Annotated in this window: 23 protein-coding genes; 8 read left to right on the top strand and 15 right to left on the bottom strand. The window is 71.4% G+C overall.

Features of this window, described 5'->3' with window-relative positions; all coding sequences use genetic code 11:
- Positions 1 to 132: 132 nt before the first annotated feature.
- Positions 133 to 489 carry a hypothetical protein gene (locus ACIA5D_RS02750; RefSeq protein WP_396028079.1) on the bottom strand — a complete coding sequence of 119 codons (357 nt, stop codon included), beginning with the start codon at positions 487 to 489 and terminating at the stop codon, positions 133 to 135.
- 137 nt (positions 490 to 626) lie between these two features.
- Between ACIA5D_RS02750 and ACIA5D_RS02745 the strand changes: the two genes are divergently transcribed.
- Positions 627 to 1,475, top strand: a complete 849-nt coding sequence (locus tag ACIA5D_RS02745; RefSeq protein WP_396028078.1) for a 3-hydroxyacyl-CoA dehydrogenase family protein — start codon at positions 627 to 629, stop codon at positions 1,473 to 1,475.
- 92 nt (positions 1,476 to 1,567) lie between these two features.
- Positions 1,568 to 1,888, top strand: coding sequence for a hypothetical protein (locus ACIA5D_RS02740; RefSeq protein ID WP_396028077.1), 321 nt, complete (start codon positions 1,568 to 1,570; stop codon positions 1,886 to 1,888).
- Positions 1,889 to 1,911: 23 nt separating this feature from the next.
- On the opposite strand, the gene ACIA5D_RS02735 is transcribed toward ACIA5D_RS02740, so the two are convergent.
- From ACIA5D_RS02735 to ACIA5D_RS02720, 4 genes are read right to left on the bottom strand one after another with little or no spacing between them, the layout of a single operon-like run.
- Entirely contained in the window at positions 1,912 to 2,664 is a 753-nt protein-coding gene (locus ACIA5D_RS02735) for a hypothetical protein (protein ID WP_396028076.1), read from the bottom strand.
- Complete coding sequence (locus ACIA5D_RS02730) at positions 2,651 to 5,194, bottom strand: FtsK/SpoIIIE domain-containing protein (RefSeq protein ID WP_396028075.1); 2,544 nt, start codon at positions 5,192 to 5,194, stop codon at positions 2,651 to 2,653. The genes ACIA5D_RS02735 and ACIA5D_RS02730 overlap by 14 nt, the downstream gene beginning before the upstream one ends.
- Before the next feature lie 38 nt (positions 5,195 to 5,232).
- Positions 5,233 to 6,558: a hypothetical protein gene (locus ACIA5D_RS02725; protein ID WP_396028074.1), complete on the bottom strand. Its 1,326-nt coding sequence runs from the start codon at positions 6,556 to 6,558 to the stop codon at positions 5,233 to 5,235.
- Between the two features lie 8 nt (positions 6,559 to 6,566).
- Positions 6,567 to 7,181 (bottom strand): DUF4126 domain-containing protein, encoded by a 615-nt coding sequence (locus ACIA5D_RS02720; protein ID WP_396028073.1) that lies wholly within the window; start codon positions 7,179 to 7,181, stop codon positions 6,567 to 6,569.
- Positions 7,182 to 7,252: 71 nt separating this feature from the next.
- Between ACIA5D_RS02720 and nucS the strand changes: the two genes are divergently transcribed.
- Together nucS and ACIA5D_RS02710 are read left to right on the top strand one after the other, a co-directional pair.
- Complete coding sequence (gene nucS / locus ACIA5D_RS02715; RefSeq protein ID WP_396028072.1) at positions 7,253 to 7,912, top strand: endonuclease NucS; 660 nt, start codon at positions 7,253 to 7,255, stop codon at positions 7,910 to 7,912.
- Positions 7,912 to 8,163 carry a hypothetical protein gene (locus ACIA5D_RS02710; protein ID WP_396028071.1) on the top strand — a complete coding sequence of 84 codons (252 nt, stop codon included), beginning with the start codon at positions 7,912 to 7,914 and terminating at the stop codon, positions 8,161 to 8,163. Before nucS ends, ACIA5D_RS02710 begins: the two co-directional genes overlap by 1 nt.
- 3 nt (positions 8,164 to 8,166) lie before the next feature.
- Here the strand turns inward: ACIA5D_RS02710 and ACIA5D_RS02705 are convergent, their stop codons facing one another.
- The 5 genes from ACIA5D_RS02705 to ACIA5D_RS02685 form a co-directional block, all read right to left on the bottom strand.
- A complete protein-coding gene (locus ACIA5D_RS02705; protein ID WP_396028070.1) occupies positions 8,167 to 8,520 on the bottom strand; it encodes an RloB family protein in 354 nt (117 codons plus the stop codon).
- Positions 8,510 to 9,742, bottom strand: coding sequence for an ATP/GTP-binding protein (locus ACIA5D_RS02700; protein WP_396028069.1), 1,233 nt, complete (start codon positions 9,740 to 9,742; stop codon positions 8,510 to 8,512). Before ACIA5D_RS02700 ends, ACIA5D_RS02705 begins: the two co-directional genes overlap by 11 nt.
- 89 nt (positions 9,743 to 9,831) lie before the next feature.
- On the bottom strand, positions 9,832 to 11,337 hold the full coding sequence (locus ACIA5D_RS02695; RefSeq protein ID WP_396028068.1) for a DUF6297 family protein: 1,506 nt from the start codon (positions 11,335 to 11,337) through the stop codon (positions 9,832 to 9,834).
- Complete coding sequence (locus ACIA5D_RS02690) at positions 11,334 to 11,975, bottom strand: ATP-binding cassette domain-containing protein (RefSeq protein WP_396028067.1); 642 nt, start codon at positions 11,973 to 11,975, stop codon at positions 11,334 to 11,336. Before ACIA5D_RS02690 ends, ACIA5D_RS02695 begins: the two co-directional genes overlap by 4 nt.
- A 9-nt stretch (positions 11,976 to 11,984) precedes the next feature.
- The gene (locus ACIA5D_RS02685; RefSeq protein WP_396028066.1) at positions 11,985 to 13,478 is read right to left on the bottom strand and encodes an aldehyde dehydrogenase family protein; all 1,494 of its coding nucleotides are present in this window, start codon (positions 13,476 to 13,478) and stop codon (positions 11,985 to 11,987) included.
- A 53-nt stretch (positions 13,479 to 13,531) separates the two neighbouring features.
- Between ACIA5D_RS02685 and ACIA5D_RS02680 the strand changes: the two genes are divergently transcribed.
- Together ACIA5D_RS02680 and ACIA5D_RS02675 are read left to right on the top strand one after the other, a co-directional pair.
- Positions 13,532 to 13,858 carry a hypothetical protein gene (locus ACIA5D_RS02680; RefSeq protein ID WP_396028065.1) on the top strand — a complete coding sequence of 109 codons (327 nt, stop codon included), beginning with the start codon at positions 13,532 to 13,534 and terminating at the stop codon, positions 13,856 to 13,858.
- A gap of 56 nt (positions 13,859 to 13,914) precedes the next feature.
- A complete protein-coding gene (locus tag ACIA5D_RS02675) occupies positions 13,915 to 14,739 on the top strand; it encodes an alpha/beta hydrolase (RefSeq protein ID WP_396028064.1) in 825 nt (274 codons plus the stop codon).
- On the opposite strand, the gene ACIA5D_RS02670 is transcribed toward ACIA5D_RS02675, so the two are convergent.
- The 4 genes from ACIA5D_RS02670 to mce form a co-directional block, all read right to left on the bottom strand.
- Positions 14,699 to 15,808, bottom strand: a complete 1,110-nt coding sequence (locus ACIA5D_RS02670) for an AI-2E family transporter (RefSeq protein ID WP_396028063.1) — start codon at positions 15,806 to 15,808, stop codon at positions 14,699 to 14,701. The two genes, ACIA5D_RS02675 and ACIA5D_RS02670, sit on opposite strands and share 41 nt — an antisense overlap.
- Positions 15,809 to 15,870: 62 nt before the next feature.
- Positions 15,871 to 17,283, bottom strand: a complete 1,413-nt coding sequence (locus ACIA5D_RS02665; protein WP_396028062.1) for a Laminin subunit beta-1 — start codon at positions 17,281 to 17,283, stop codon at positions 15,871 to 15,873.
- 242 nt (positions 17,284 to 17,525) lie between these two features.
- On the bottom strand, positions 17,526 to 18,815 hold the full coding sequence (locus ACIA5D_RS02660; RefSeq protein ID WP_396028061.1) for a DivIVA domain-containing protein: 1,290 nt from the start codon (positions 18,813 to 18,815) through the stop codon (positions 17,526 to 17,528).
- A gap of 246 nt (positions 18,816 to 19,061) precedes the next feature.
- A complete protein-coding gene (gene mce, locus ACIA5D_RS02655) occupies positions 19,062 to 19,538 on the bottom strand; it encodes a methylmalonyl-CoA epimerase (protein ID WP_396028060.1) in 477 nt (158 codons plus the stop codon).
- 47 nt (positions 19,539 to 19,585) lie between these two features.
- Here mce and ACIA5D_RS02650 point away from each other — a divergent pair, with 47 nt between their 5' ends.
- Both ACIA5D_RS02650 and meaB read left to right on the top strand, forming a co-directional pair.
- Positions 19,586 to 20,767, top strand: a complete 1,182-nt coding sequence (locus tag ACIA5D_RS02650) for an acetyl-CoA C-acetyltransferase (RefSeq protein ID WP_396028059.1) — start codon at positions 19,586 to 19,588, stop codon at positions 20,765 to 20,767.
- Complete coding sequence (gene meaB / locus ACIA5D_RS02645; protein WP_396028058.1) at positions 20,764 to 21,717, top strand: methylmalonyl Co-A mutase-associated GTPase MeaB; 954 nt, start codon at positions 20,764 to 20,766, stop codon at positions 21,715 to 21,717. Before ACIA5D_RS02650 ends, meaB begins: the two co-directional genes overlap by 4 nt.
- On the opposite strand, the gene ACIA5D_RS02640 is transcribed toward meaB, so the two are convergent.
- On the bottom strand, positions 21,714 to 22,307 hold the full coding sequence (locus ACIA5D_RS02640) for a PadR family transcriptional regulator (RefSeq protein ID WP_396028057.1): 594 nt from the start codon (positions 22,305 to 22,307) through the stop codon (positions 21,714 to 21,716). The two genes, meaB and ACIA5D_RS02640, sit on opposite strands and share 4 nt — an antisense overlap.
- Positions 22,308 to 22,313 lie beyond the last annotated feature (6 nt).

The following is a 22,313-nucleotide window of genomic DNA, read 5'->3' as shown; positions in this document are numbered from 1 at the left end:
CCCGCCCGCTTATTCTTTACCTCCGCGTTTCGTGGGGGGTGGGGCCCCGGTTGTTGGGGGCGGCCGGCCCCCGGGGGGGGGGGGGGGGGGGGGGGCCCCCCCCGGGGGGGCCCCCCCCCCCCACTTCGGTCACTACAGCGCGGGTGAGTCGCCGACCAGGCGGCGGGCCTCTTCGACCACTTCCGCGAAGACCAGGACCGCCATCCGGCCGTCGCGGTCGACGGCCTGCGTGGCCCGGATGCCGGCGTCGCCGAGGAGCCGCCTGATCTCGTCGGCCACCTCCGCATCGTCGGTGACCGCGGCCGGGCAGAGCAGGCCGTAGTCGTCCGGCTCGCCGAAGATCGCGAGTCCGTCGGCATACCGGTCGCCGCCGTCCTCGCGGGCGAACGTCCAATGCAGTCCCATGCGCCAGAACACGGCGCCGAGCAGGCCGACCAGACCGACGGCAATCAGTGGCCCGACGAGGTACCAGCCGTTGCCTGAGGCCATGGGCATATTCTGGCACCGCCGCGCGGCCGTTTCGCGGGAATTGCCCCGATCGGGATGACCACCCAGGCCTGAATCCCCGTTAAGTAGCACCGGTAATGTGAGCGCGAGGGCACATGCATCGGCAGAAGGGGAAGCACATGGCGGGTCGACTCGCGGTCATCGGCTCCGGTTTGATGGGTTCCGGCATCGCGCAGGTCTCGGCGCAGGCCGGTTGGCAGGTCACCATGCGGGACGTCGACGACGCCGCGACGAGCCGCGGCATGACGGCGATCCGGAGTTCCCTGGACCGCTTCGTGAACAAGCAGAAGATCACCGCGGAGGAGGCGGAGGCCACCCTCGCGCGGATCACCCCCACCACCGACCTGGACGCCGCCGCCGACGCGGACGTCGTGGTCGAGGCGATCTACGAGAAGGTCGAGGCCAAGCACGAGGTCTTCCGCGTTCTCGACAAGATCTGCAAGTCCGGCGCGGTCCTCGGCACCAACACGTCGGCCATCCCGATCACGCAGATCGCCACGGTGACCGAGCGCCCCGAGTCGGTGGTCGGCATCCACTTCTTCTCGCCGGTCCCGATGATGAAGCTGGTCGAGCTGGTCCGCGGCTACCAGACCTCCGACGACACCCTGGCGAGCGCGCGCAACTTCGCCGAGGAGGTCGGCAAGACCTGCGTCGAGGTGAAGCGCGACGTGGCCGGCTTCGTCTCGAACCGCCTCTTCTCCGCCCTGCTGGTCGAGGCCATCAAGCTGGTCGAGACGGGCGTGGTCAGCCCGGCCGACCTCGACACGGTCATGAAGCTGGGCTTCGGCCACGCGATGGGCCCGCTGGCCACCGTGGACCTCACCGGCCTCGACGTGATGCTGAACGCGGCCGGCAACATCTACCGCGACACCGCCGACGAGAAGTTCTTCCCGCCCGAGCTCCTCCAGCGCATGGTCACCGCGGGCGACCTGGGCCGCAAGACGGGCAAGGGCTTCTACACCTACTGAGAAGCGCTGCCGCCGGGCCCGAGTTCGGCCGTTCGGCCGCGGGCCCGGCGCTTCCCCTCTAGGGTCTTTGTCGACATGGGGGAGGTGACGAGATGCGGGTGGCGCCGTCTCCGGAGGAGACGCAGTGGGCCCTGGCCGAGGCGAGCAGCGAGGCCCTGGCGGTGGCGCCGGGCTGGTTCCGTGCCTGGCCGGCCGGCAGCGAGAAGTGGTCGGCGGTGAACATCCGCTCGGCCACCCAGGTGATCGTCAAACAGAGCCGCGAGGACGACCGGCACCCCGACAGCTGGGCGGTCCGGGCGTTGTTCGGCCCGCACGCCGTCGAGCTGCACGTCGGCCCGTACGAGACCAAGGCGCAGGCCGTCCTGGTCGCCCACGCCGTGCTGACGCTCGCCTATCGCGACACGCTGCACTGATCTTCAAGGGCCGACCGCGGCTCTCAGTGGGTCGCGGCGAAGGCCAGGGACATCAGCGTCGCGGCGATCATCCCGCCCAGCAGGGTCAGCCCGATCCCGCCGATGTCCAGCTTGGCCTCGAGCCACCGATGCGCCGACACGGCCGCCACCGGCACCCCGGCCGAGGGCGCCACCAGAAAGGCCAGCCACCCGAGGGCCCGCAGCACCGGGCCGCCCCAGATACCCGTACCCCCGAATGTCACCAAGCCGGACGCGACCAGACCCGCCAGCGCTGCCACCAGCGCGCCCACCACCGGCAGCAAGGGCAGCGCCCAGCGCGGCATCGCCCGCCGCCCGGCGGGCGAGACGGTCACGTCGATGCGCGACGCCGCCCGGGCCAGCAGCATCCGCGGCGACTCCGGCTCCTCCGGCGAGTCCGGGACGGCCGAAGGCGTGCGCGGCAGCGCCACGCGCGGCAGGATCTCGATCGACGCCGGCTCCGGCACCTCGCCCAGCGACCGCATCCGGATCCCGCGCGCCCGCCGCAGCTGGTCCCAGAGCCGGGCCGCCTCCCGGTCCACGTCGAGCACCTGCGCCGCCGCGGCGCCCGCCCACCGATCGGCCGACAGCGCGTCGCCCTCGGCCCGGGCCAGCTCTCCCGCGGCCTGTGCGGCGTTCTCCTGATAGGCCTGCTCGGCGCCGCCCAGCTCGGCCTCGCGCCGGCGGGCCGCCTCGGCGAGGGCGCTGACCATCAGCTGGTAGTCGCGGCCGATGGACTGACCGTCACGTGTGGTCACTGTTCACCTCGTACGGGATGATCACTTCGGGCGTGCGGTGCACCGACCGGTCGAAGAACAGGGCGCGGCGGGTGCGCGGATACCAGGCCGGGCCGCCGGGCTGGGGATACAGCGGCGTCAGGTCGGCGCCCTGGATGTCGAGCGCCACCCACGCGCCGATCGGGTCGAGCCGGCTCGCCGGGCCGCCGAGGCTGTCGCGCAGCCGGGACACCGAGCGCCACCAGCCCAGCACGTGCGTGCGCCGCTCGGGCCCGTCGGTGACCAGCCGCCGCAGGGTGCCGGCGTCCACCCCGGCATCCAGCGCATAGCCGAGCACGTAATGCGGAATGTCCAGATCGGGCAGTTCCGGGAGCGCATCGAACCAGTCGGCCGACGGCAGCTCCGCGATCAGCCGCGCGGCCGGCCCGGCCGCGTCCGGATCGAGGCAGACGATGCTGAAGTGCGCCGGTCCCTGCGCCGCCAGCGAGAGCGCCGCCGACGCGAGCACGTCGCAGGCCTCGTCGGTGCGGGTGCCGAGGACCGCCAGATTCCGCCCCGGCATCCGGCCGAGACGCAGCCGCGCGGGCCGGGCCGCCACGTCGATCCGCTCCCCGAGCACCGCGCCCGGCGATGAGCCCACCGGCGTCGCGGCGTCCGGCACCAGTCCGGCCGGGCGGCAGGACGCCGGCAGCCGCGGCACGGCGTCCCCGTCGAACAGCCGAGGCTCCTCGCAGCCGTCCGGCCGCAGCCGCCAGAGCCGCCGCTGAAGCGTCCGCCAGACGAGCCGGTCCCCGGCGTCCGGCAACCGGACGACCACGTTGGCCCCGGCCGTGCCCGACTCGGTGTTGACCACCGCGTGGTGCCGCGGGATGACCGCCGCGGCCAGGTTGTTGTCGGCGAGGATGCGGCGGGCCTTGGGCAGGGCGATCCGCAGGGTGAACTGGCCGACCAGCCCGGAGCGGCCCCACAGCGCCTCGATGCCGGAGACGTCCTGCGAGGCGAGGATCAGGTGGATGCCCTGCGAGCGGCCGCGCCGGGCGAGGTCCTCGAGCAGGGTGACGGCCTCGTCGGCCACCGCGTCCCGGCCGCCGAGCAGCACCTGGAACTCGTCGATGACGGCGACGATGCGCGGCCATACGCCGGTGGGATCCTCGGCGCGCAGCTCGGCGAGTTTGGTGGCGTCGTGCCGCTTGGCGGCCTGTGCCCGGGTTCGCAGCTCCTCGCCGAGGTGGCGGAGCATGGCGAGGCCGAACTCGCGGTCGCCGTTGACGTTGATGCCGGCGAGCCGCACCTGCGGGAGCCAGCTCGGGTCGCGCGGCCCCTGCACGAACCGGGCGAACGACACGCCCTCCTTGAAATCGAGCAGGTAGAGGGCCAGCTCCGAGGGGCCGTACCGGGTGGCGAGCGCGGCCAGCCAGGCGTAGACGAGGTTGGTCTTGCCGGAGCCGGACGGGCCGCCGATCAGCGCGTGCGGCGGGTCGTCGCCGAGCGGCACGTCGATGAGTGAGCCGTCGGTGCTGTCGCCGATCGGTGCGATCAGGCCGTGCGCCGACGTCTCGGCCCAGAACGTCGCCGGGGAGAGGTCGGAGAGCTGGGCGGGCGGGGGGCCGGCCCGCATCCGCTCGGCCGTCTCCTTGCAGAACGAGACGACCCGGTCGGCGGGCGGCGGCGGGTCGAGGGAGATCTCCAGATCACCCGTGGTGTCGCATCTTCTCGCGTCGGCGTCGACGCGCACCACCGTCTCGTGGTCGGTCAGCCGCAGCCCGCGCACGATCAGGTGCACCCCGCAGGCCACGCCCGTCCGCGTGATCCGGTCGAGCTGGGCACGCTGGGCCGGCGGCAGGTCCGGGGCGTCGAAGAGCAGGACGACCACCCGCCACGGCTCCACCCGCGAGCTTCCGGCCAGGACCGTCTCGTTCACCCGGCAGATGTGCTCGACGAGCTCGTCGAGCATCGCCCCGACGCCGCCCGGTCCGACGAAGCTGATCCCGAGCGGCGCGAACGCCGCGAGCGTCCCACCGAGGTGCTCGGGGTCGTACACGGTGAGCTGCACGTCGCCCGGCCGGGTGCTGCCGAGCGCCCGCAGCAGCAGGCCGGTGATGATGCCGTCGACCATCGAGGGCGGCCCGGCGAGGTCGAGATGGGCGGCGTCGAGCAGCGGGATCAGCGCGGGCAGCGGCGTGGCGTCGTCGAGGGCGAGCGTGCCGATCCGCAGCAGGCCGGGGCGTCCGCCACGCTCGGGCTCGCTGGGCGCCCAGAGCCGCCACGGCGCCGCGGCCGCGCCGGTGGCGCTGAGCGCGGCGACCCGGCGGACGTTCCCGGCCAGCTTCGCGGTCTCGTACTGGAAGCGGCGCTGGATGTCGCGGCGGGCCGTGTCGCGCGCCTCGGCCAGCTGGTTCAGGCAGGTGCCGTACGCGTCCCGCACCAGCCGCCGCCGCGTCTGCGCCTCGCCGCGCGCCGTCTCGGCCGCGGCCAGCACCGCACGGGCGGCACCGCGCGCCTCGGCCAGCTCCTGCCGGATGGCGGCGACCAGCGCGTTGCGGTGACTCACACTGGGGGACTTTACCTATTTTGTCCCAAACACGGTGATTATGTGCTGCGTGTCGTGACCCGGGTGAGCCAGCGTGGATCCGTGTGGGTCAGCTCGTCCCACAGCCGGCGGGCCACGATCGCCGTCGCCTCGTCCTGCCAGCGCCGCAGCGAGCGCCGGGGCACGTAGCGGCGCATCCAGTCGAGCGCCCGTCGCGCCTCCCGGTCGAGGCCGTCGGTGCGGCGCCTGCGCGCGTACGGATCGAGCCCGAGCACCACGCAGAAATAGAGCGCGTTGTAGTGCCGCCACTCGTCGGTGGTCGCGAACTCCCCGGCCGGCCGCAGCCGGTCGATGCTCTCCTGGAGCACCGCCCGCAGTTCCATGGCCCGGGCCAGCGGCTGCTCGATGGTGAGGCCGGACAGCCGCCGGTCGACCGCCGGCAGGCCGGTGAGCGGGCTGCGCATGAGCCGGCCGAGCCGCCCGTAGTTGTCCAGCGCCTGCCGGGTGAAGCGGAGGAAGTCGGGCTGCCGGGTGTCGATCAGCCGCTGCCGTGGCCGCCGCCGGGGCAGCGCCTCGGTGAGCGCCAGCAGCGCCGAGCGGTCCTGCCGCAGCCGCTCGTCGTGCCGGAACGCCATCGAGTCGAGCCACCGGCGCAGCTGACCGATCAGCCCGATCCCGGTCATCACGGCGGCGACCAGCACGAACTGCAAAACCGTCGCGGTGGTTCCGGAGGAGGCCCGCATGGTCAGCGCGGCCGGAGCGCCGACGGCCACCACGCCGAGCAGCGCCGCGACCAGCGAGCGGATCAGGTCGGGCCGCAGCCGCTCGCCCACGTCGAGCGCGTCGGCCACCGCGACCAGGAAGCCGAGCATCAGCAGGTCGACACCGATCGCCGCGATCACGAGCTCGGGGGCGCCCACATCGACCAGCAGCAGCGCCGCTAGCCCCGCCGCGTAGAGGCCCGCCACCACCGCGAGCGCCGCCGGCAGGACGGTCGGCTGCACCTGGTCACGGAACCGCCAGAGCAGCACCACGCCACCGGCCATCGGCGCGATCACCACGAGCCGTCCGGTCGGCGGCAGCGCCACCAGCATCAGCAGGAACGGGGCCGAGAGGATCAGCCAGCCGAGGTCGATCTGGCGGCGCTCCGGCACCACCTTCGGCAGCAACGAGACCGCCGTCCCCGCCCAGAACAACGCCGGCAGGCAGAGAAAGATCTCGGCGGTCGCCGAGCCAGGAGCGAGGGTCCAGGTCACCACGCCGATCGCGTACGCCAGGAGCGCCGCGGCCGCGCGGGACGACGGGCCGCGCGCCGGATCACGGCCGATCAGGTAGCAGGCCGCCCACCACGAGAGGGCGAAGGCGGGCACGGCGACGGCGGGCACCGGAGCAGTCAACCAAACAGTCGTGCGGTCTCGGAAGCCGCGATCTCCCGCTTGCGTCGCCGCCGACGGACGATCAGCACCGCGCCCCAGATCAGCAAACCCAGTCCGACCAGGACCAATATCGGCATGAGGATCGCCAGGACCGACATGAGAACGCTGCCGATGTCTTCGGCCGTCGACGCGACCGGCGCCCCGAAGCCGGCCGTGCTCACGTTGACCACCGGCCGGGCCGCGGCCTTGACCCCGTGCACACCGAGCGCGATCAGCACGCCGGCCACGACCGGCACCCACTGGTGCGAGGTGAAGAACGAGCCCGGGTCGCTCACCGTCACCGTCTGGGCTCCCGAGCCGGCCCCGAACGCGAGCCCGCCCGCAGTCGGCCGGACCACGGTCTGCACGACGTCGTTGACATGGTCGACCACCGGCACCTTGTCGGCGACGACCTCGACGGCCAGCAGCAGGCCGAGGAGGGTCAGCACCCAGCCGTTGGCCAGCCACGTCCAGCCGTTCGGGAGGTCGATCAGCTCGGTGTACCGGGCCAGCAGGCCCATCACCATCAGGGGGATGTAGGCATTCAGGCCCGCCGATGCGGCGAGACCGGTGCCGGTCAATGCTTCGAGCACGATTCCAGCATGGCACCCACGTGCGAGCGCCACACTCGGGCTACCTCGTTCGAGTCCGCTACTGTCTTCGGGTGCGTCTGGTCATCGCGAAGTGCTCCGTCGACTATGTCGGCAAGCTGTCCGCCCACCTGCCTCCCGCCACCCGGCTGCTGATGGTCAAGGCCGACGGCTCGGTCTCGATCCACGCCGACGACCGCGCCTACAAGCCCCTGAACTGGATGAGCCCGCCCTGCAAGCTGCAGGAGGCGCCCGGGGTCTGGAAGGTCGTGAACAAGGCCGGCGAGGAACTGCGGATCACCCTCGAGGAGATCCTGCACGACACCTCGCACGAGCTGGGCGTCGACCCGGGCCTGGTCAAAGATGGTGTGGAGGCCCACCTGCAGGAGCTGCTGGCCGCACACCCCGAGACGTTCGGCGAGGGCTGGATCCTGGTCCGCCGCGAGTTCATGACCGCGATCGGCCCGGTCGACCTCCTCTGCAAGGACGCCGCCGGCCGCTCGGTAGCCGTCGAGATCAAGCGCCGAGGCGAGATCGACGGCGTCGAGCAGTTGACCCGCTACCTCGAGCTGATGAACCGCGACCCGCTGCTCGCCCCGGTGCAGGGCATCTTCGCCGCCCAGGAGATCAAGCCCCAGGCCCGGGTCCTGGCCACCGATCGAGGCATCCGCTGCGTGGTCGTCGATTACGACAGGCTCCGCGGCATGGCCAAGGACGAGCTCACGCTCTTCTAGTGCTCGGCGAGCTCGAGCAGCTTTGCCACGAGCTCATGAACGCTGGTCCAGGGGTTGCGATCGACGAGAGCCGCGTTGTCGCTCCGCTGGCGGACATCCAGCGCCATGGCATTTCGGAGGGCTCGTCCGTGATGGGGCCAAACCTTGGCGAAATCGAAGCCCTTCGCGTCATAGCCGCAATCGCATCGGCGGACCTTGGCGCGGATGGCTTCGTTGTTGACGAACGCGGTCTGGGAACGAAAGTGCAGTAGCAGTCACAACTCGAAGCACGGGTTCGATATGGCGCAGCGGATCCCGAGGCGATCTGCTCTCTCCACGGCCTGCGTGAGTCGCGCATGTGGGACCGCGTGGGCTCCGGGTGCCTCGACGTCGAACACGGCCCAGGTGTGGTCGTACTCCCGGCGGAGGGACTCTGCCTCCTGAACGACGCGCAGCGGCTCGGCGCCGAGCCCGACCACGCGGAGGCGCGCGGTCGCGAGCCGGAATTCTCGGCGGATTCCGCTGAAGTAGATGTCTTCGGTTTTCTCGCCCTCGCAGACGATCGCGATGGTCTCGGCCTCGGTCGATTCGCCGGCTCGCCGAGCGAGTCGGCGACTGTTACGCGCCATCTGACACGGGCTCCTGCAGAAGGTCTTCAAGCAGCGATCGGTCGAAGAACGGCACCGCGCCATAGCGTCCCTGGAGGTATCGGCCCTCCACGTCGTCCACCCCGTCGCGGACTCGGCCGTATTCGGTGAGCGGGTAGACCTTAGTGGCGCCGTCGCCGTCCTTCGCGGTCAGCCAGACCTGGTCGCGGCGCATGCGGTACTCGACGTGCCGTCCCAGAAGGTTGACGTCGTGCCCGGTGAAGATCAGTTGTGCGCCGTGGGGATTTGTCCGGCGGTCCTGAAAAAGCCCGACCAGCTGCGCGGTCAGCAGCGGATGCAGGTCGCTGCCGAGGTCATCGATCGCCAGGATGCGTCCGTCGTTCAGGCAGGAGATGGCGAGGCGGCTGAGGCGGAACCAAACTTGGGTGCCCGATGACTCCCACGTCCATGGCAGGGTCTCGCCCCCACTTGCCGTCTGAGCCCTGTGGATCAGTTCCAGACGTCGCGCGCCCTTTCCGTCGCGGTTCACCGGCCAGTTGACGCCCGGCGGGGGCTCCCTCATCGCAGTGCCGATCACCCCGATGTCCGCAAAGCGCAAGAGGCTCATGGTCTGTTCGTCAACCGGCTCGTACGGTGCGCGGTGGGGTGGGCCAGTCGTCACTTGGCGCCACCGTCCGAACCACGCCGCCACCGATCGCAGCTGCGCCTGGTTGTTGGCGGCCGCCGCCGACAGGAACAGGCTGTTCTCGCGTACCAGCTCGGCGATTGCCGCTTTGTGGCCGGTCAGGCTGGAGCCAAAGCTGATCTCCATGCCGGTGCGCTCGAAGAGCACGAGCCGTCGCCCCTTGGGCCAGGAGAAGAGCCACTCCTCCAGAATCACCGTGTCGTTCAGGGAGAAGCCGTACTCGTACCGGACTCCGTCGTGCACGAATTCGAAGACGAACTCGCTGGGTGCGTTCCTGCTCTCCGTGTCCAGCCGAAACGGCCAACGCGGAATCGGGTCTTCGGGCAACCAGCGCTGATGCGACTCGATGACGGTCGCCCTGCCGAAGTCCATCGCCTTGATCAGGTTGGATTTGCCCGACGCGTTCGAACCGAAGATTCCCGCCGCGGGTAGGGCCCGATCCTTGCTCAGCGGCAGCGCCGAGGTTGCCAACTCAGCATGATCGTCCAGCGCGATCATGCTGAGTTCCTGCTCGTCCCTGATCGATGCGAAGTTGGTGGCCCGGAACCGGAGCAACACCACGGCCTCCCTCGTCTGCGCCTACGCAGCCAAGAGTACCAATCTGGATGGCGATATCGGCAATTTTTGTCGCCAGGTTGATGTAAACGCTAGCGTGCGTGCAGTTCCACGCGATCGGGCGAGGTGGTGCCGGAGAGGTAGGCGCGGGCGCCGATCCCGCCGACCACGGCCTGGACCAGGACGGTTGTCCACGACAGGGGGTGGCCCTGGGCGATCTCGACCAGCGCCGGCAGGCCGAGCAGCAGCGCGTCGGGGCCGATCGCGGCGTTGACCAGCGGGCCGGTCGAGACCGTCCCCATCGGGGTGTCGAGGGGGAGCAGCTCGTTGCGGACGAAGCCGACGCGGGCTCTGCGTACGGCGGCCACCGCGCCGACCGGGCCCAGGGTGAGGCCCAGCACCCACCACTGGCCGGCGGGTAGGTCGCCCAGGGCGGTGAGCAGGCCCAGGGCCAGCGCGGACCAGAGCGCGGCCAGGATGCCGGGGACCCACATGCGTTGGAGGACCGCCTGGCGGGAGCTGAAGCCGAGCAGGCGCAGCAGGACCGGGTTGCCGGCATCCGTCTTCACGTTGCCGCCCGAGGTGGACGCTGCCAGCAGCGTGCCGATCAGGATGGCTATCCCGATCAGCCAGTGCGGGGCGTGACCCAGCAGGACGGGCAGGGCGGCCAGGAGCGCCAGCCAGAGCAGGCGCGTACGACGTCGCACGACCAGCAGCAGGTCCTGGGTGATCAGTACGGGCAGGCGGGTCGGGAAGCGGACCGAGCGCAGGTGGCGGTGGGCCCAGTAGCGCCGTTCGATCATGTCGGTGAGGAAGGACGGCTCCATGCCGAAGGCCGTGTCGAAGAGGGTGCCCGCGGTCTTGGCGGCCTCGAGGATGCGCTCGTTCGGGGTGCGCGCGAGTCCGCGTACGGACATGGCGAAGAGGAACCCGACGACCAGCGCAAGCGCGCCCACCAGCGGAAGCAGCGCCGATGCCGATGGCCACCCGCCGGCCGTGCCGGAATCGCCGGAGGTCGAGTCGGCGATCAGGCCCGCGAGGCCGGCCGCCAGCAGCAGCGAGACGAGCGCGTCGAGCCGGTCGCCCCAGCGGCCGCCCGCCTGCGCGGCCAGCGCGACCAGCAGCAACGCGATGCCGATCAAGCCGGCGCCGGCGGCCAGCAACGCCACGGCGGAACCGGCCTCGGTGCGCGGCGCGGCGTGACCGACGATCGCGATGCCGGCCAGCGCGCCCACGATGGCCGCGCCGATCGCGGTGAGTCGCAACGACGGCAGCAACAGGCGGCGACGGCTCACCGGCGCGGGCAGCAGCCAGGAAGCGGCCGGACGGCTCAGCGCCAGCGGGCCGAAACGGCGCAGGGCCAGGTAGAGCAGGCCGAACAGGATCGGCACCAGCGACGCCGCGGCCAGGCGGGAGGCGTTCGGTGCGGTCGGCCAGAAGACGACGGCGAGTTGCTTGTGCACCATGCCGCCGACCACGGCCACGAAGAGCAACGCGAAGTAGATGTTGCCGGCGGTGGCGCCGCGCTCGCGGTGAGCCGACTGGCGGCGGCTGATCCAGCGGCGGACGGGGGCGAGCGGGACGGCGGCCGAGGTCATGCGCTCAGCGACTCCATCGTGGTGACTTCCGCGCCCGAGTCGGCCGCGAACGCCTCGTCGTGGCTGGCCATCAGCAGGGAGCCGCCGTCGGCCACGTACTCGGCCAGCAGCGCCGCCACCTCCTTGCGGCCGTCGGGATCGAGGCGCTGCTCGGGCTCGTCGAGAATCAGCAGCGAGCTGGGGCGGATCAGCGCGATCGCCAGCGTGAGCCGCTGCTTCTGGCCCGAGGAGAGCGAGGGCGGGATGGCGTCGGCATGACCGGCCAGGCCGAAGCGCTCGAGCGCCTCGTCGATGCCGGCCTCCTCGGGGTCCTGCCCGTTGGCGCGGCAGACCAGCTCGGCGTGCTCGCGCACGGTGAGCCCGGGATACCAGGTCGGGGGCTCGACGGTGGTGACCACCGCCCGCCAGAACTCGGGGGTCGCGCCGGGCGATGCGCCGAAGACCCGGATCTCGCCGGAGTCGGGCAGCTGGAGGCTGCTCACGCAGCGCAGCAGCGTGGACTTGCCGATGCCGTTCTCGCCGGTGACGCAGACACCGGCGGCGGCCGGCACGGTCAGCGAGACGCCGACGAGGACCGGCGTGGAGCCGTAGCTGACGTGCAGGTCTTCGACCTCGACGGCGGGGTGATCTACTACCACCCCGCCAGCTTACGAGCGGCGTCCGTAGAGCAACCGCACGGCCTTCACGATCTGGCGGACCTGGGCCGGCGTGCGCTCGAAGGTCGTCGACGGCAGCAGCGACCTGGCCCGCCGGACGGTGATGGACTTGGCACGGGCGAACTCGCGCAGGCCGTCCTCGCCGTGGATGCGGCCGAAGCCGGAGTCGCCGACGCCGCCGAAGGGCAGGTTGCCCATGCCGACGAAGGTGAGCGTCGAGTTGACCGAGACCATGCCCGAGCGCAGCCGGCGGGCGATGCGGACCGCGTTGCGCTTGCCGAAGACGGCGCCGCCGAGGCCGTACGGGGTGTCGTTGGCCAGCCGGATCGCCTCGTCGGCGTCGGCGACCTTGGTGATGGTCAGCGTCGGGCCGAACGTCTCGTCGCGGATCTCGGAGGAGTCGGCCGGCACGTCGACCAGCACGGTCGGCGCCACGAACGGGGGCTGCACGGCGTCGGCGCCGCCGAGCACCGCTTTGCCGCCCTTGGCCAGGGCGTCGTCGATGTGCTCGCGGATGATGTCGATCTGCCGCGGCATGGTGATCGGGCCGATCTCCTCGCCGGTGCGCAGCTTGCCGGCCTTGGCGACGATCTCCTTGACCAGGCGGTCGTAGACCGGCGCGACCGCGTACACCCGCTCGATGCCGATGCAGGTCTGCCCGGCGTTCGTCATGCCGCCCCAGACGGCCGCCTCGGCGGCCGCGGAGATGTCGGCGTCGGCGTCGACGATGAGCGCGTCCTTGCCGCCGGCCTCGATCAACACCGGGACCAGGTTTTCCGCGCACGCGGCCATGACCTTCTTGGCGGTGGGGGTGGAGCCGGTGAACGCCACCTTGGCGACCCCGGAGCGGCACAGCGCGGCGCCCACGTCGCCCAGGCCGTGCACCGCCTGCAGCACCGGCTGCTCGGGCACCACCTCGGCGAACGTGTCGACCAGCCACTGGCCGACGATCGGGGTGTACTCGCTCGGCTTGAAGACGACCGCGTTGCCGGCGGCGAGCGCGCCGCTGATCGGGCCGATCGGGGTGACGATGGGGTAGTTCCATGGTCCGATCACGCCGACCACGCCGTACGGCTGGTATTCCAGGTGGCCGGTGTGCTCGGCGAGCAGCACCCGGGTGCGGGTGCGGCGGGGGCCGAGCACCTTCTTGGCGTGGCGGGCCGCCCAGTCGAGGTGCTCGACCGCCGTGACCGTTTCCATGATCGCGTCGGCGTTCGGCTTGCCGGTCTCGAGGCTGGTGAGCTGGGCCAGCTCGTCGATCCGCTGGACGATCAGCGAACGCCAGCGCAGCAGGCGGTCCTTGCGTCCGTCGTACCCGAGGGCCTGCCACCAGGCGGCGGCCTCGCGGGCCTTCGCGACGGCGGCGACGGTGGCCTCCGGTGAGGCGACCGGCACGCGGCCGGCTTCCTCGCCGGTGGCGGGGTTCGTGGAGATGAGCACGCCGTCTTCGATCGCCGGCACGCCGGGAACGCGAGTAGCCGTCATGTCCGGAGTCTACGGCGGTTGTTACTGCCCAGTCACTACGTACTCTTGACTGCGTGCCGCGCCGAAACCATCCCCGCCGCCGAGACCTGCCGACGCCTGTTGAGGAGGAGAACGTCCGCAGGGGCGTCGGCGGCATCCAGCAATGGCAGGACGGCGAGTGGATGGTGCGGTCGATCTTCGGCGCGGCAGCCGTCAAGACGTACCGATGCCCGGGTTGCATGCAGGAGATTCGTCCGGGCGTGGCGCACGTGGTGGCCTGGCCGGTCGACGGCAGCGGCGACCTGACCGACCGGCGGCACTGGCACACCGGCTGCTGGAAGGCGCGCGACCGGCGCAGCCCGGCGGTGGAACGCTCGCGCAACGCCCCGCGCTATGGGTGATGGGTGATGCCATCCGACCACCCCGCCCACCGCCCAAAGAAGGACTGAAGACCCTGATGCCGAGTAGTCAGATCCGTGCCAACTCGATCCTCCCCGCGCGTCGCGAAGACATCGAGCTGCACACCGCCGACGGCCTCACCCTGGTCGGTGAGCTGGCCCGCCCGCTCGACCACGACCCGGTCGCCACGCTGGTGTGCCTGCATCCGCTGCCCACCCACGGCGGCATGATGGACAGCCATGTCTTCCGCAAGGCGGCGTGGCGGCTGCCGGCGCTCGCGGGGATAGCGGTGCTGCGCTTCAACACGCGCGGCACGAGCAGCGTCCGGGGGAAGTCGGAGGGCGTTTTCGACGGCGCGATCGGCGAGAAGTACGACGTGGCCGCCGCCATCGAGTTTGCCGAGTTTTCGGAATTGCCGAATATCTGGTTGCTCGGCTGGTCGTTCGGGACCGATTTGACCCTGATGCACGGCCTGGACCCGGCGGTGGTCGGCGCGATCCTGCTGTCGCCGCCGCTGCGGTTCTCGCAGCCGTCGCACCTCGAGGCTTGGCAGGCGAGCGGCAAACCGCTGACCGCCATCATCCCCGAGTTCGACGACTACCTGCGCCCCGCCGCGGCGGCCGAAAAGTTCACCTATGGCGAAGTTGTTCCGATTGCCGGGGGCAAGCATCTCTGGGTCGGTGACGCCGAGACCGTGCTCGACGAGGTGGTGCGCCGGGTCGCGCCGGGCGTCCCGGTTCCGCTGCCGCGGACCTGGGACGGCCCGATCGAGAGCGGAGACATGAACGCGTACGCCGACCGCACGGTCGCCGCGTTCGCCGACGTCCCTGTTCCCGGCCCGCTCAGCGGTTCTCCTGACTCGGCACCACGACCTCGCGAATGATCAGCTGAATGCCGGCCACCATCGGGATCGCCACCAGCGCCCCGATCACGCCGAACAGCGCCACCCCGAGCAGGGCCGCCACCACGGCCGCCACGTCGCTCACCTTGACCGACCGGCGCATCACGTTCGGGTAGATCAGATAGTTCTCCGCCTGCTGGTAGATGATGAAGAAGATCACGCAGACGATGCCGGCGGTCAGCGACGACGCGAAGCCCACGAGGCTCACGATGATCGCGCCGAGGGTGGCGCCGATCTGCGGGATCAGGTCGAAGACGGCGACCACCACGGCCAGCGCGAACGGGTACGCCAGGCCGAGGACCATCGCCAGCACGAACGAGCTGAAACCGGCCAGCACCGCGATCGCCAGAGCGCCCACCATGTAGGCGCCGACCTTGGTGAGGATCTCGTCGGTGAGCAGCCGCACCCGGGCCCGCCGCGAGGCCGGCACGAGCGAGAACGCCGACTCGCGCATCCGGTCGAAGGCCGCCATGAAGTAGATCGTCAGCACCAGCACGGTGAGCGTGTTGAAGATCGTGCCGAACAACAGCTTGGCCCCGCCCACGACGCCGCCGACCGCGTTGCCGACCGTGCCCGCGTTGACCGCGCTGGTGACCTTCTCCATGATGTCGTAGCGCTCGACCAGGTCGTTGACGGTCTCGTTGCGCTGCAGCTGCTGGAGGTAGTCGGGCGCGTTCCGGATCAGCTCGTTGGTCTGGGTGACCAGCGGCGGTATCAGCGCGATGAGGCCACCGACCAGCAGGCCCAGCACGGCCAGCGCCACGATCGCGACGGCGCCGGCGCGCGGGATGCCCCGCCCCCGCAGCCAGCTCACGGCCGGGTTGAGCCCGATGGCGAGGAACGCGGCAATGAAGATCAGCACGAGGATCGACGCGGCGTTGCGGACACCCAGGAAGATCGCGTACGCGACGATGATGCCGAGCCCGCCCAGCAAACCGATCATGAAGGGGTTGCGGCGGTCGATCGGCGGCCCGGGACGCCCGAAGCGGCCTTCGAGCTCGGCTTCCGTGGTGGCGTCCTCAGCCGGCTCGGTCTCTTCTTCTGCGGTCACCCGAGTAATTCCTCCCCACCGATCTGTTCGGCGGGAGGTTATCGCCGTAGGGGCCGCAAACGCTAGTCGGCGTCCGCGCCCACCCGGGACGCGGGCGGCACGGTGACCTTTGCCGATGCGGTGACCTTGGCCGCGTGTTGTCCGGTGGGCTCGGCCGCGGCGTGCGCGCCGACCGGGCCGCCGGCCGCCGGCTTCTCGTCGGCCGGCTCGTCACTGTCGTCGTTCTCGTCGTCGGGGGAGGCGGCGGCCGCGAGCACCGCGGCGGCGGCCAGCTCGGCCACCCGCTTCGCCTCTTTCTGCACCTGGCGGCGCACGTCGGTGGCGTGCCGCTCGGCGGCCTCGCCGGCCCGCTTGGCCTCGGTGACCCGCTCGAGCTCGGACTCCAGCTCCTTGCGCACCTCGGCGAGGCGCTTGTCGATCTGGCCGGCCTCTTCTTCGCCGGCGCGTGCGCGTTCCTGCGCCGTCGCGAGCTGCCGCTCGGCGTCGGCGACCTTGGCCTGGGCGGCCTCGAGGTCGGTGGCGGCCTGAGCGATCTTCTCCTGCTGGGAGGCGATCTCCTTGCGTACGGCGGTGGCCTGCTCGTCGGAGCGGCGCAGCACATCCTCGGCGTACTTGTCGGCCTCGCTGCGCAGGTCGGCGCACTGCTTCTCGACGGCCGCGCGCTGCTGGGCCAGCTCCTGCGCGACGGCCTGGCGTCGCTGCGCGAGCTCCTGCTCGACGCCGGCCCGCAGCTCGGTGTGCTCACGGTCGGCCGCGGCGCGGTGGCCGTTGATCTCCTGCTGGTTCTTCTCCCGGAGCGCCTTGATCTCCTGATCGGCCTGCATCCGGGTGGACTGGGCGTAGCCGTCCGCCTCGGCGCGCACCCGCTGCGCGGCGCGGGCGGTCTGCTCGGTGTGCTGCTGGGCCTCGGCCCGTGCCCGGCCCAGCGTGTTCTCGGCCTCGGCGCGCATCTGCTCGGCCGACTGGCGGGCGGCGGCCAGCGCTTTCTCGGCGGCGGCGCGCTTGGCGGTGTCGGCGCGCTCCTCGTCGGCGCGGCGGGCGGCCAGGGCGATCTCGAAGTCGCGGATGCCCTCGTGGGCGTGCTTCTCGGCCTCGGCGCGGATGCGCTCGGCCTCGGCCAGGCGGGCGGCGATGTCGTCGGTGGCCGACGACTTGATCGCCTCGGCCTGCTCCTCGGCCAGCACCAGGATCTGCTCGACCCGCGAGCCCAGGTGGCGGAAGGACACCTCGGGACCGATGCCGCCGTTGCGGCGGGCCTGGGTGATCTCTTGCTGGAGGCGCTCGATCTGCGCGGCCATGCCCTGGATCTGCGCGTAGGCCTGTTCCCGCTCGGCGGCCAGCGCGGCTATCTCGTTCTCGGCCCGCGCGACGTACCGCTCGACCTGCTTCCTCTCGTAACCCCGCAGGGCGGTCTCGAAGCTGGGCTCGGTGGCCGCGTCCCCGCCGAGACCGAAGATTTCACCGCCGTGCGACATGCTGTCCATCCTCACATACGCATCGTCCCGTCACCGACCGATACACACCGTCCTGGGCGGAGTATGCGTCTAGTTGTGATTTGTCTGAGCCGGCCCGCCGGCGCAAAGGGCTACGCGCGCAAAACGACCCAGGCCGCACCGGAGAAACTCGGATACGGCCCGTATCGATGCGTAGCGGCCGACCAATCAACCGTGGCGTACCCGCGACAAGTACGCAACCGCAGAGGTCAGTGGCGAACGACTCAGGAGTTCGTCTTGGCCGCTACCGGCTTGTCTGCTGCGCCGTTCTTGTCGGCGTCGGGGGTGCGCTGGGCAGGCGCCTCGGCGGCCTTGGCTGCCTCGGCCGGCTTCGCGGGCGCGCCGGGCACCAGACCCGACAGGCCGGACAGCATCTGCCCGAGCTGGTTGGTGACGGCGTCCTTCTGCCGGGTGAGGTCTTCCACCTCGCGGCGGGCGGCCTGGGTGGTGAGCTCGGCCTCGGTGCGGGCCTCGCTCATCAGGCGCTGCGCCTCGGAGCGGGCCTCGGAAACCGTCTTCTCGGCGAGCGCCCGGGACTTCTCGGTGGTCTCGATCGCGTTGCGCTCGGACTCGACGCGGCGCTGCTCGGCGCGCTGCTCGATCTCCTTGGACCGGTCTTCCGCGGCACTGGCCCGCTGCTCGGCTTCGGCCACCATCTTCTGCGTGGCGTTGACCTGGGCGGCGTGCCGCTGCGATTCCTCGCGCTCGGCCTTCTCGCGCCGCTCGGCGATCTCGAGAGCGAGCGCCTGGAGGTCTTTGTCGCGCTTGTCCCGCGCGTCGGTCAGCAGCTTGGTCGCCTCGGCGCGCTTCTCCTCGGCCTCGCGGGAGGCCTTGGCCCGCAGCTGGGTGATCTCGCGCTCGGCGGTGGCGCGCAGCGACGCGACCTCACGCTCCACGGTCGACTTGAGCTCGGCGACCTCGTGCGAGGTGACCGTGCGCAGCTGCTTGGTCTCGCGGTCGGCGTCCGACCGCAGCGTGTCGGCCTCGCGCCGGGCCTGGACGCGGGCCTCGGCCGCTTCCCGCTCGGCGTGCGTGCGCACCTGGCCGGCCTCGCGCTCGGCGGTCGCCTTCATGGCGGCGGCCTCGGCGCGCGCCTTGTCGGTGATCTCGCGTGCCTCGAGCCGGGCCGCCGAGAGGATGCCCTCGGATTCCCGCTTCGCCTCGCTGCGGTGATCGTTCGCCTGTTCCTCGGCCAGCCGCAGGATCTGCTCGACCCGGGTGCCCAGCCCGGAGAGCGTCGGCCGGTTGTTCTCCTCCAGCAGCTTGTTGCTGTCGGCGAGCTTCTGTTCCACGGCGTTGAGCCGCTGCTCGGCCTGACGCAGACGGCGCTGCGCGTCGTTCATCCGCTGCTCGGCCTCGCCCTGGGCCTGCTGGGCCTGGTTGAGCGCCGCGATGATCCGGCCCAGGTGCGCGTCTACCTGCCCCCGGTCGTAACCACGGAGGACAACGGTGAAGTCGGTCTGGGAGTTTGCACCGTCGAAAAATGCCAAGTTCTGATCCTGCTGCTGAGGCATTGGGCCATCCTGGCGAAGACGCACCAGCCACGCAAGAGCGGACCGGCATCAGAAAAGACACGTAGATCAGCTTTGAGCTGCCCCTCAACGACGACGTCCGCCGTTCGGGCAGCGTAGGCAAGCCGCCTGTCACCTGCTGTATCCGGGGTTCGGGCGATCAGTTCAGCGGTCGCGCCGCTCGATGTCCCCGATCCTGCCAGGCCAGGTGCCTGTCCGTAAGGATGATTCACCCGGAAGGCGGACCAACTACGCGGGCTCCACCAATTCCACCAGAACCCCGCCCGCGTCCTTCGGGTGCACGAAGTTGATCCGCGAGCCGGCCGTGCCCCGCCGCGGGGTGTCGTAGAGCAGCCGGAGCCCGCGGGCCCGCAGCGCCGCCGAGGCCGCCTCGACATCGGCCACCGTATAGGCCAGTTGCTGGAGCCCGGGCCCGCTGCGGTCGAGGAACTTCGCGATCGCCGAATCGGGCCGGGCCGGGGCGAGCAGCTGGATCCGCGGGCCGGCGCCGTCGCCGACCGCGAGCATCGCCTCCCGGACGCCTTGCTCCGCGTTCGTCTCTTCGTGCACCACTCGCATGCCGAAGGTCTCGGCGTAGAACCTCTTCGCCTCGTCGAGATCGGCGACGGCGATCCCGACGTGATCGACGCGCAACAGCTCGACGTCGGCCAATTGAGGGTGGCTCGGTGTGACATTCTTGGGGGCGCTGGTTGAGGCCTCGGTCATCCCACTAGTCTTACTTGAACCACCGTTCAGGACGAAAGCGATCAGCCGTGACCACGTCGGTAATCGTCAGCGGCGCCCGCACGCCCATGGGCCGCCTGCTCGGCAACCTGAAGTCCCTTCCGGCCACCGCGCTCGGCGGCCACGCGATCCAGGCCGCCCTCGAGCGCGGCGGCGTCCGCCCCGACCAGGTCGAGTACGTGATCATGGGTCAGGTGCTGCAGGCCGGCGCCGGCCAGATCACCGCCCGCCAGGCCGCGGTCGCCGCCGGCATCCCGATGACCACGCCGGCCGTCACGGTCAACAAGGTGTGCCTCTCGGGGCTCGACGCGATCGCCCTGGCCGACCAGCTGATCCGGGCCGGCGAGTTCGAGATCGTCGTGGCCGGCGGCATGGAGTCGATGACCAACGCGCCGCACCTGATCAACCAGCGCCAGGGCGCCAAGTTCGGCGACGTGACGGTGCACGACCACATGGCGTTCGACGGGCTCACCGACCCGTGGGACGGCATCGCGATGGGTGAGGCCACCGAGCGCAGCGGCGCCAAGCTCGGCATCACCCGCGAGCGGCAGGACGAGTTCGCGGCGCTGAGTCACCAGCGTGCCGCCGCCGCGCAGAAGAACGGCCACTTCGCCGAGGAGATCGCGCCGATCACCATCGCGCAGCGCGGCGGCGACGTCGTCGTCGACACCGACGAGGGCGTCCGCCCCGACGCGACCGCCGCATCGCTGGCCAAGCTGCGCCCCGCGTTCGCCAAGGACGGCACCATCACCGCCGCCAGCGCGTCGCCGATCTCCGACGGCGCCGCCGCGGTCGTGGTGATGAGCCGCGCCAAGGCCGAAGAGCTGGGCCTCACCTGGCTCGTCGAGATCGTCGCGCACGGCAACGTGGCCGGCCCCGACTCGTCGGTGCAGTCCCAGCCGGCCAACGCGATCAAGCACGCGCTGGCGAAGGCGAAGCTCGAGGTGGCCGATCTCGACCTCATCGAGATCAACGAGGCGTTCGCCCAGGTGGTCATCCAGTCGGCGGGCGAGCTCGGCGTCACCGACGAGATCGTCAACGTGAACGGTGGCGCGATCGCTCTCGGCCACCCGATCGGCATGTCCGGCGCCCGTCTGGCCCTGACCCTGGCGCTCGAGCTGCGGCGCCGCGGCGGCGGGCTCGGCGCGGCGGGCCTCTGCGGCGGTGGCGGCCAGGGGGACGCCCTCATCGTCAAGGCACCCGCCGCGTGAGTCGTCGCCACGACGTACCCACCCTTGTCGCACGAGCCCGGGAGGGCGACGCCCGCTCGGTCGCCCGGTTGATCAGCCTGGTCGAGAACGGCGATCCGGCCCTGCTCGAGGTCGCCGCGGCCCTTGCGCCGTACGCCGGGCACGCCCAGGTGGTCGGTCTGACCGGCTCGCCCGGCGTGGGCAAGTCCACGACGACCAACGAGCTGGTGCGGGCCCTGCGCGCCGAAGGCAACCGGGTCGGAGTGCTCGCCGTCGACCCGTCCAGCCCGTTCACCGGCGGCGCCATCCTCGGCGACCGGGTGCGGATGCAGGAGCACACCGTCGACCGCGGCGTCTACATCCGGTCGATGTCCAGCCGGGGCCAGCTCGGCGGCCTCTCCGCCGCCACGCCTCAGGCGGTCCGCGTGCTCGAGGGTGCGGGCTGCGAGGTGATCCTGGTCGAGACGGTCGGCGTCGGCCAGGCCGAGGTCGAGATCGCCTCGCTCGCCGACACGACGCTGGTCCTGCTCGCGCCCGGGATGGGCGACGCGATCCAGGCGGTCAAGGCCGGCGTGCTCGAGATCGCCGACGTCTTCGTGATCAACAAGGCCGACCGTCCCGGGGCCGACGCGACCTACCGCGACATCCAGGGCATGCTCGGCCTGGCCGAGCGCGCGGCCGGCGAGTGGCGGCCCCAGGTGGTGCGGGCGACGGCGGTGCGCGGCGAGGGCATCGACGACGTGGTGGCGGCGATCGGCAAACACCGGGCCTGGCTGGAGTCGAGCGGCAATCTCACGCTCCGTCGCGAGCGGCGGGCGTCCGTCGAGGTCGAGGCCATCGCCTTGGGCACGCTGCGTGCTCGCATCAGCGACCTTCGCGAGGGTACGGCGCTGAGCACGCTCGCCGCGGCGGTGGCCGCCGGAGAGCTCGACCCGTACGCCGCGGCCGACGAGCTGATCAAGGGCCTCTAGGAGAACTCGGCGAGGGTCTTCCGGATCAGCGCCAGATCCCAGGTGAAGGCGCCGCTCGCCAGGTCGGCCACGATCGAGCGCAGCCAGGCCACCTCGGCGCCCAGCATCGCCGCCCGGTACTCGTCCTCGATCAGGAACAGCCGGGGCATGCCCGGTGGCGCCTGCTCCCGGATCGCCGCCAGCCGCGCCTGCTGGGCCTCGATCCGCCGCTCCAACAGCTCTTTCACCTCGGCCGGCGCCATCACGGCGAGGAACGCCAGCGCGGCCGGGAACTCGGGGAACTCCCGCGCCGGCGCCGGCAGCATCTCGGCGAGCCAGCGCCGGAAGGTCGCCGCTCCCGCCTCGGTGATCTCGTAGACCGTGCGCTCGGGCCGTCCGGCCTCGCGCGCGGTCGTCGCCGGCCGGGCCATCCCGTCCCGCACCAGCCGCTCCAGCGCCTGGTAGACGCTGTTGCGCTGGGCCACGTTGACCAGCTGGTCCTGCCCGCGCTCCTTGATCACCTGTTGCATCCGGTACGGGTGCATCGGCGCCTCGGTGAGCAGCGCCAGCAACACCACCGCCAGCGTCGAGCGGCGCGGTTCTCCCTGCATTTGATC

The sequence above is a fragment of the Actinoplanes sp. NPDC051513 genome, from assembly GCF_044454685.1.
Lineage (GTDB): Bacteria > Actinomycetota > Actinomycetes > Mycobacteriales > Micromonosporaceae > Actinoplanes.
This window is presented reverse-complemented; position numbering and strand designations above follow the sequence as displayed.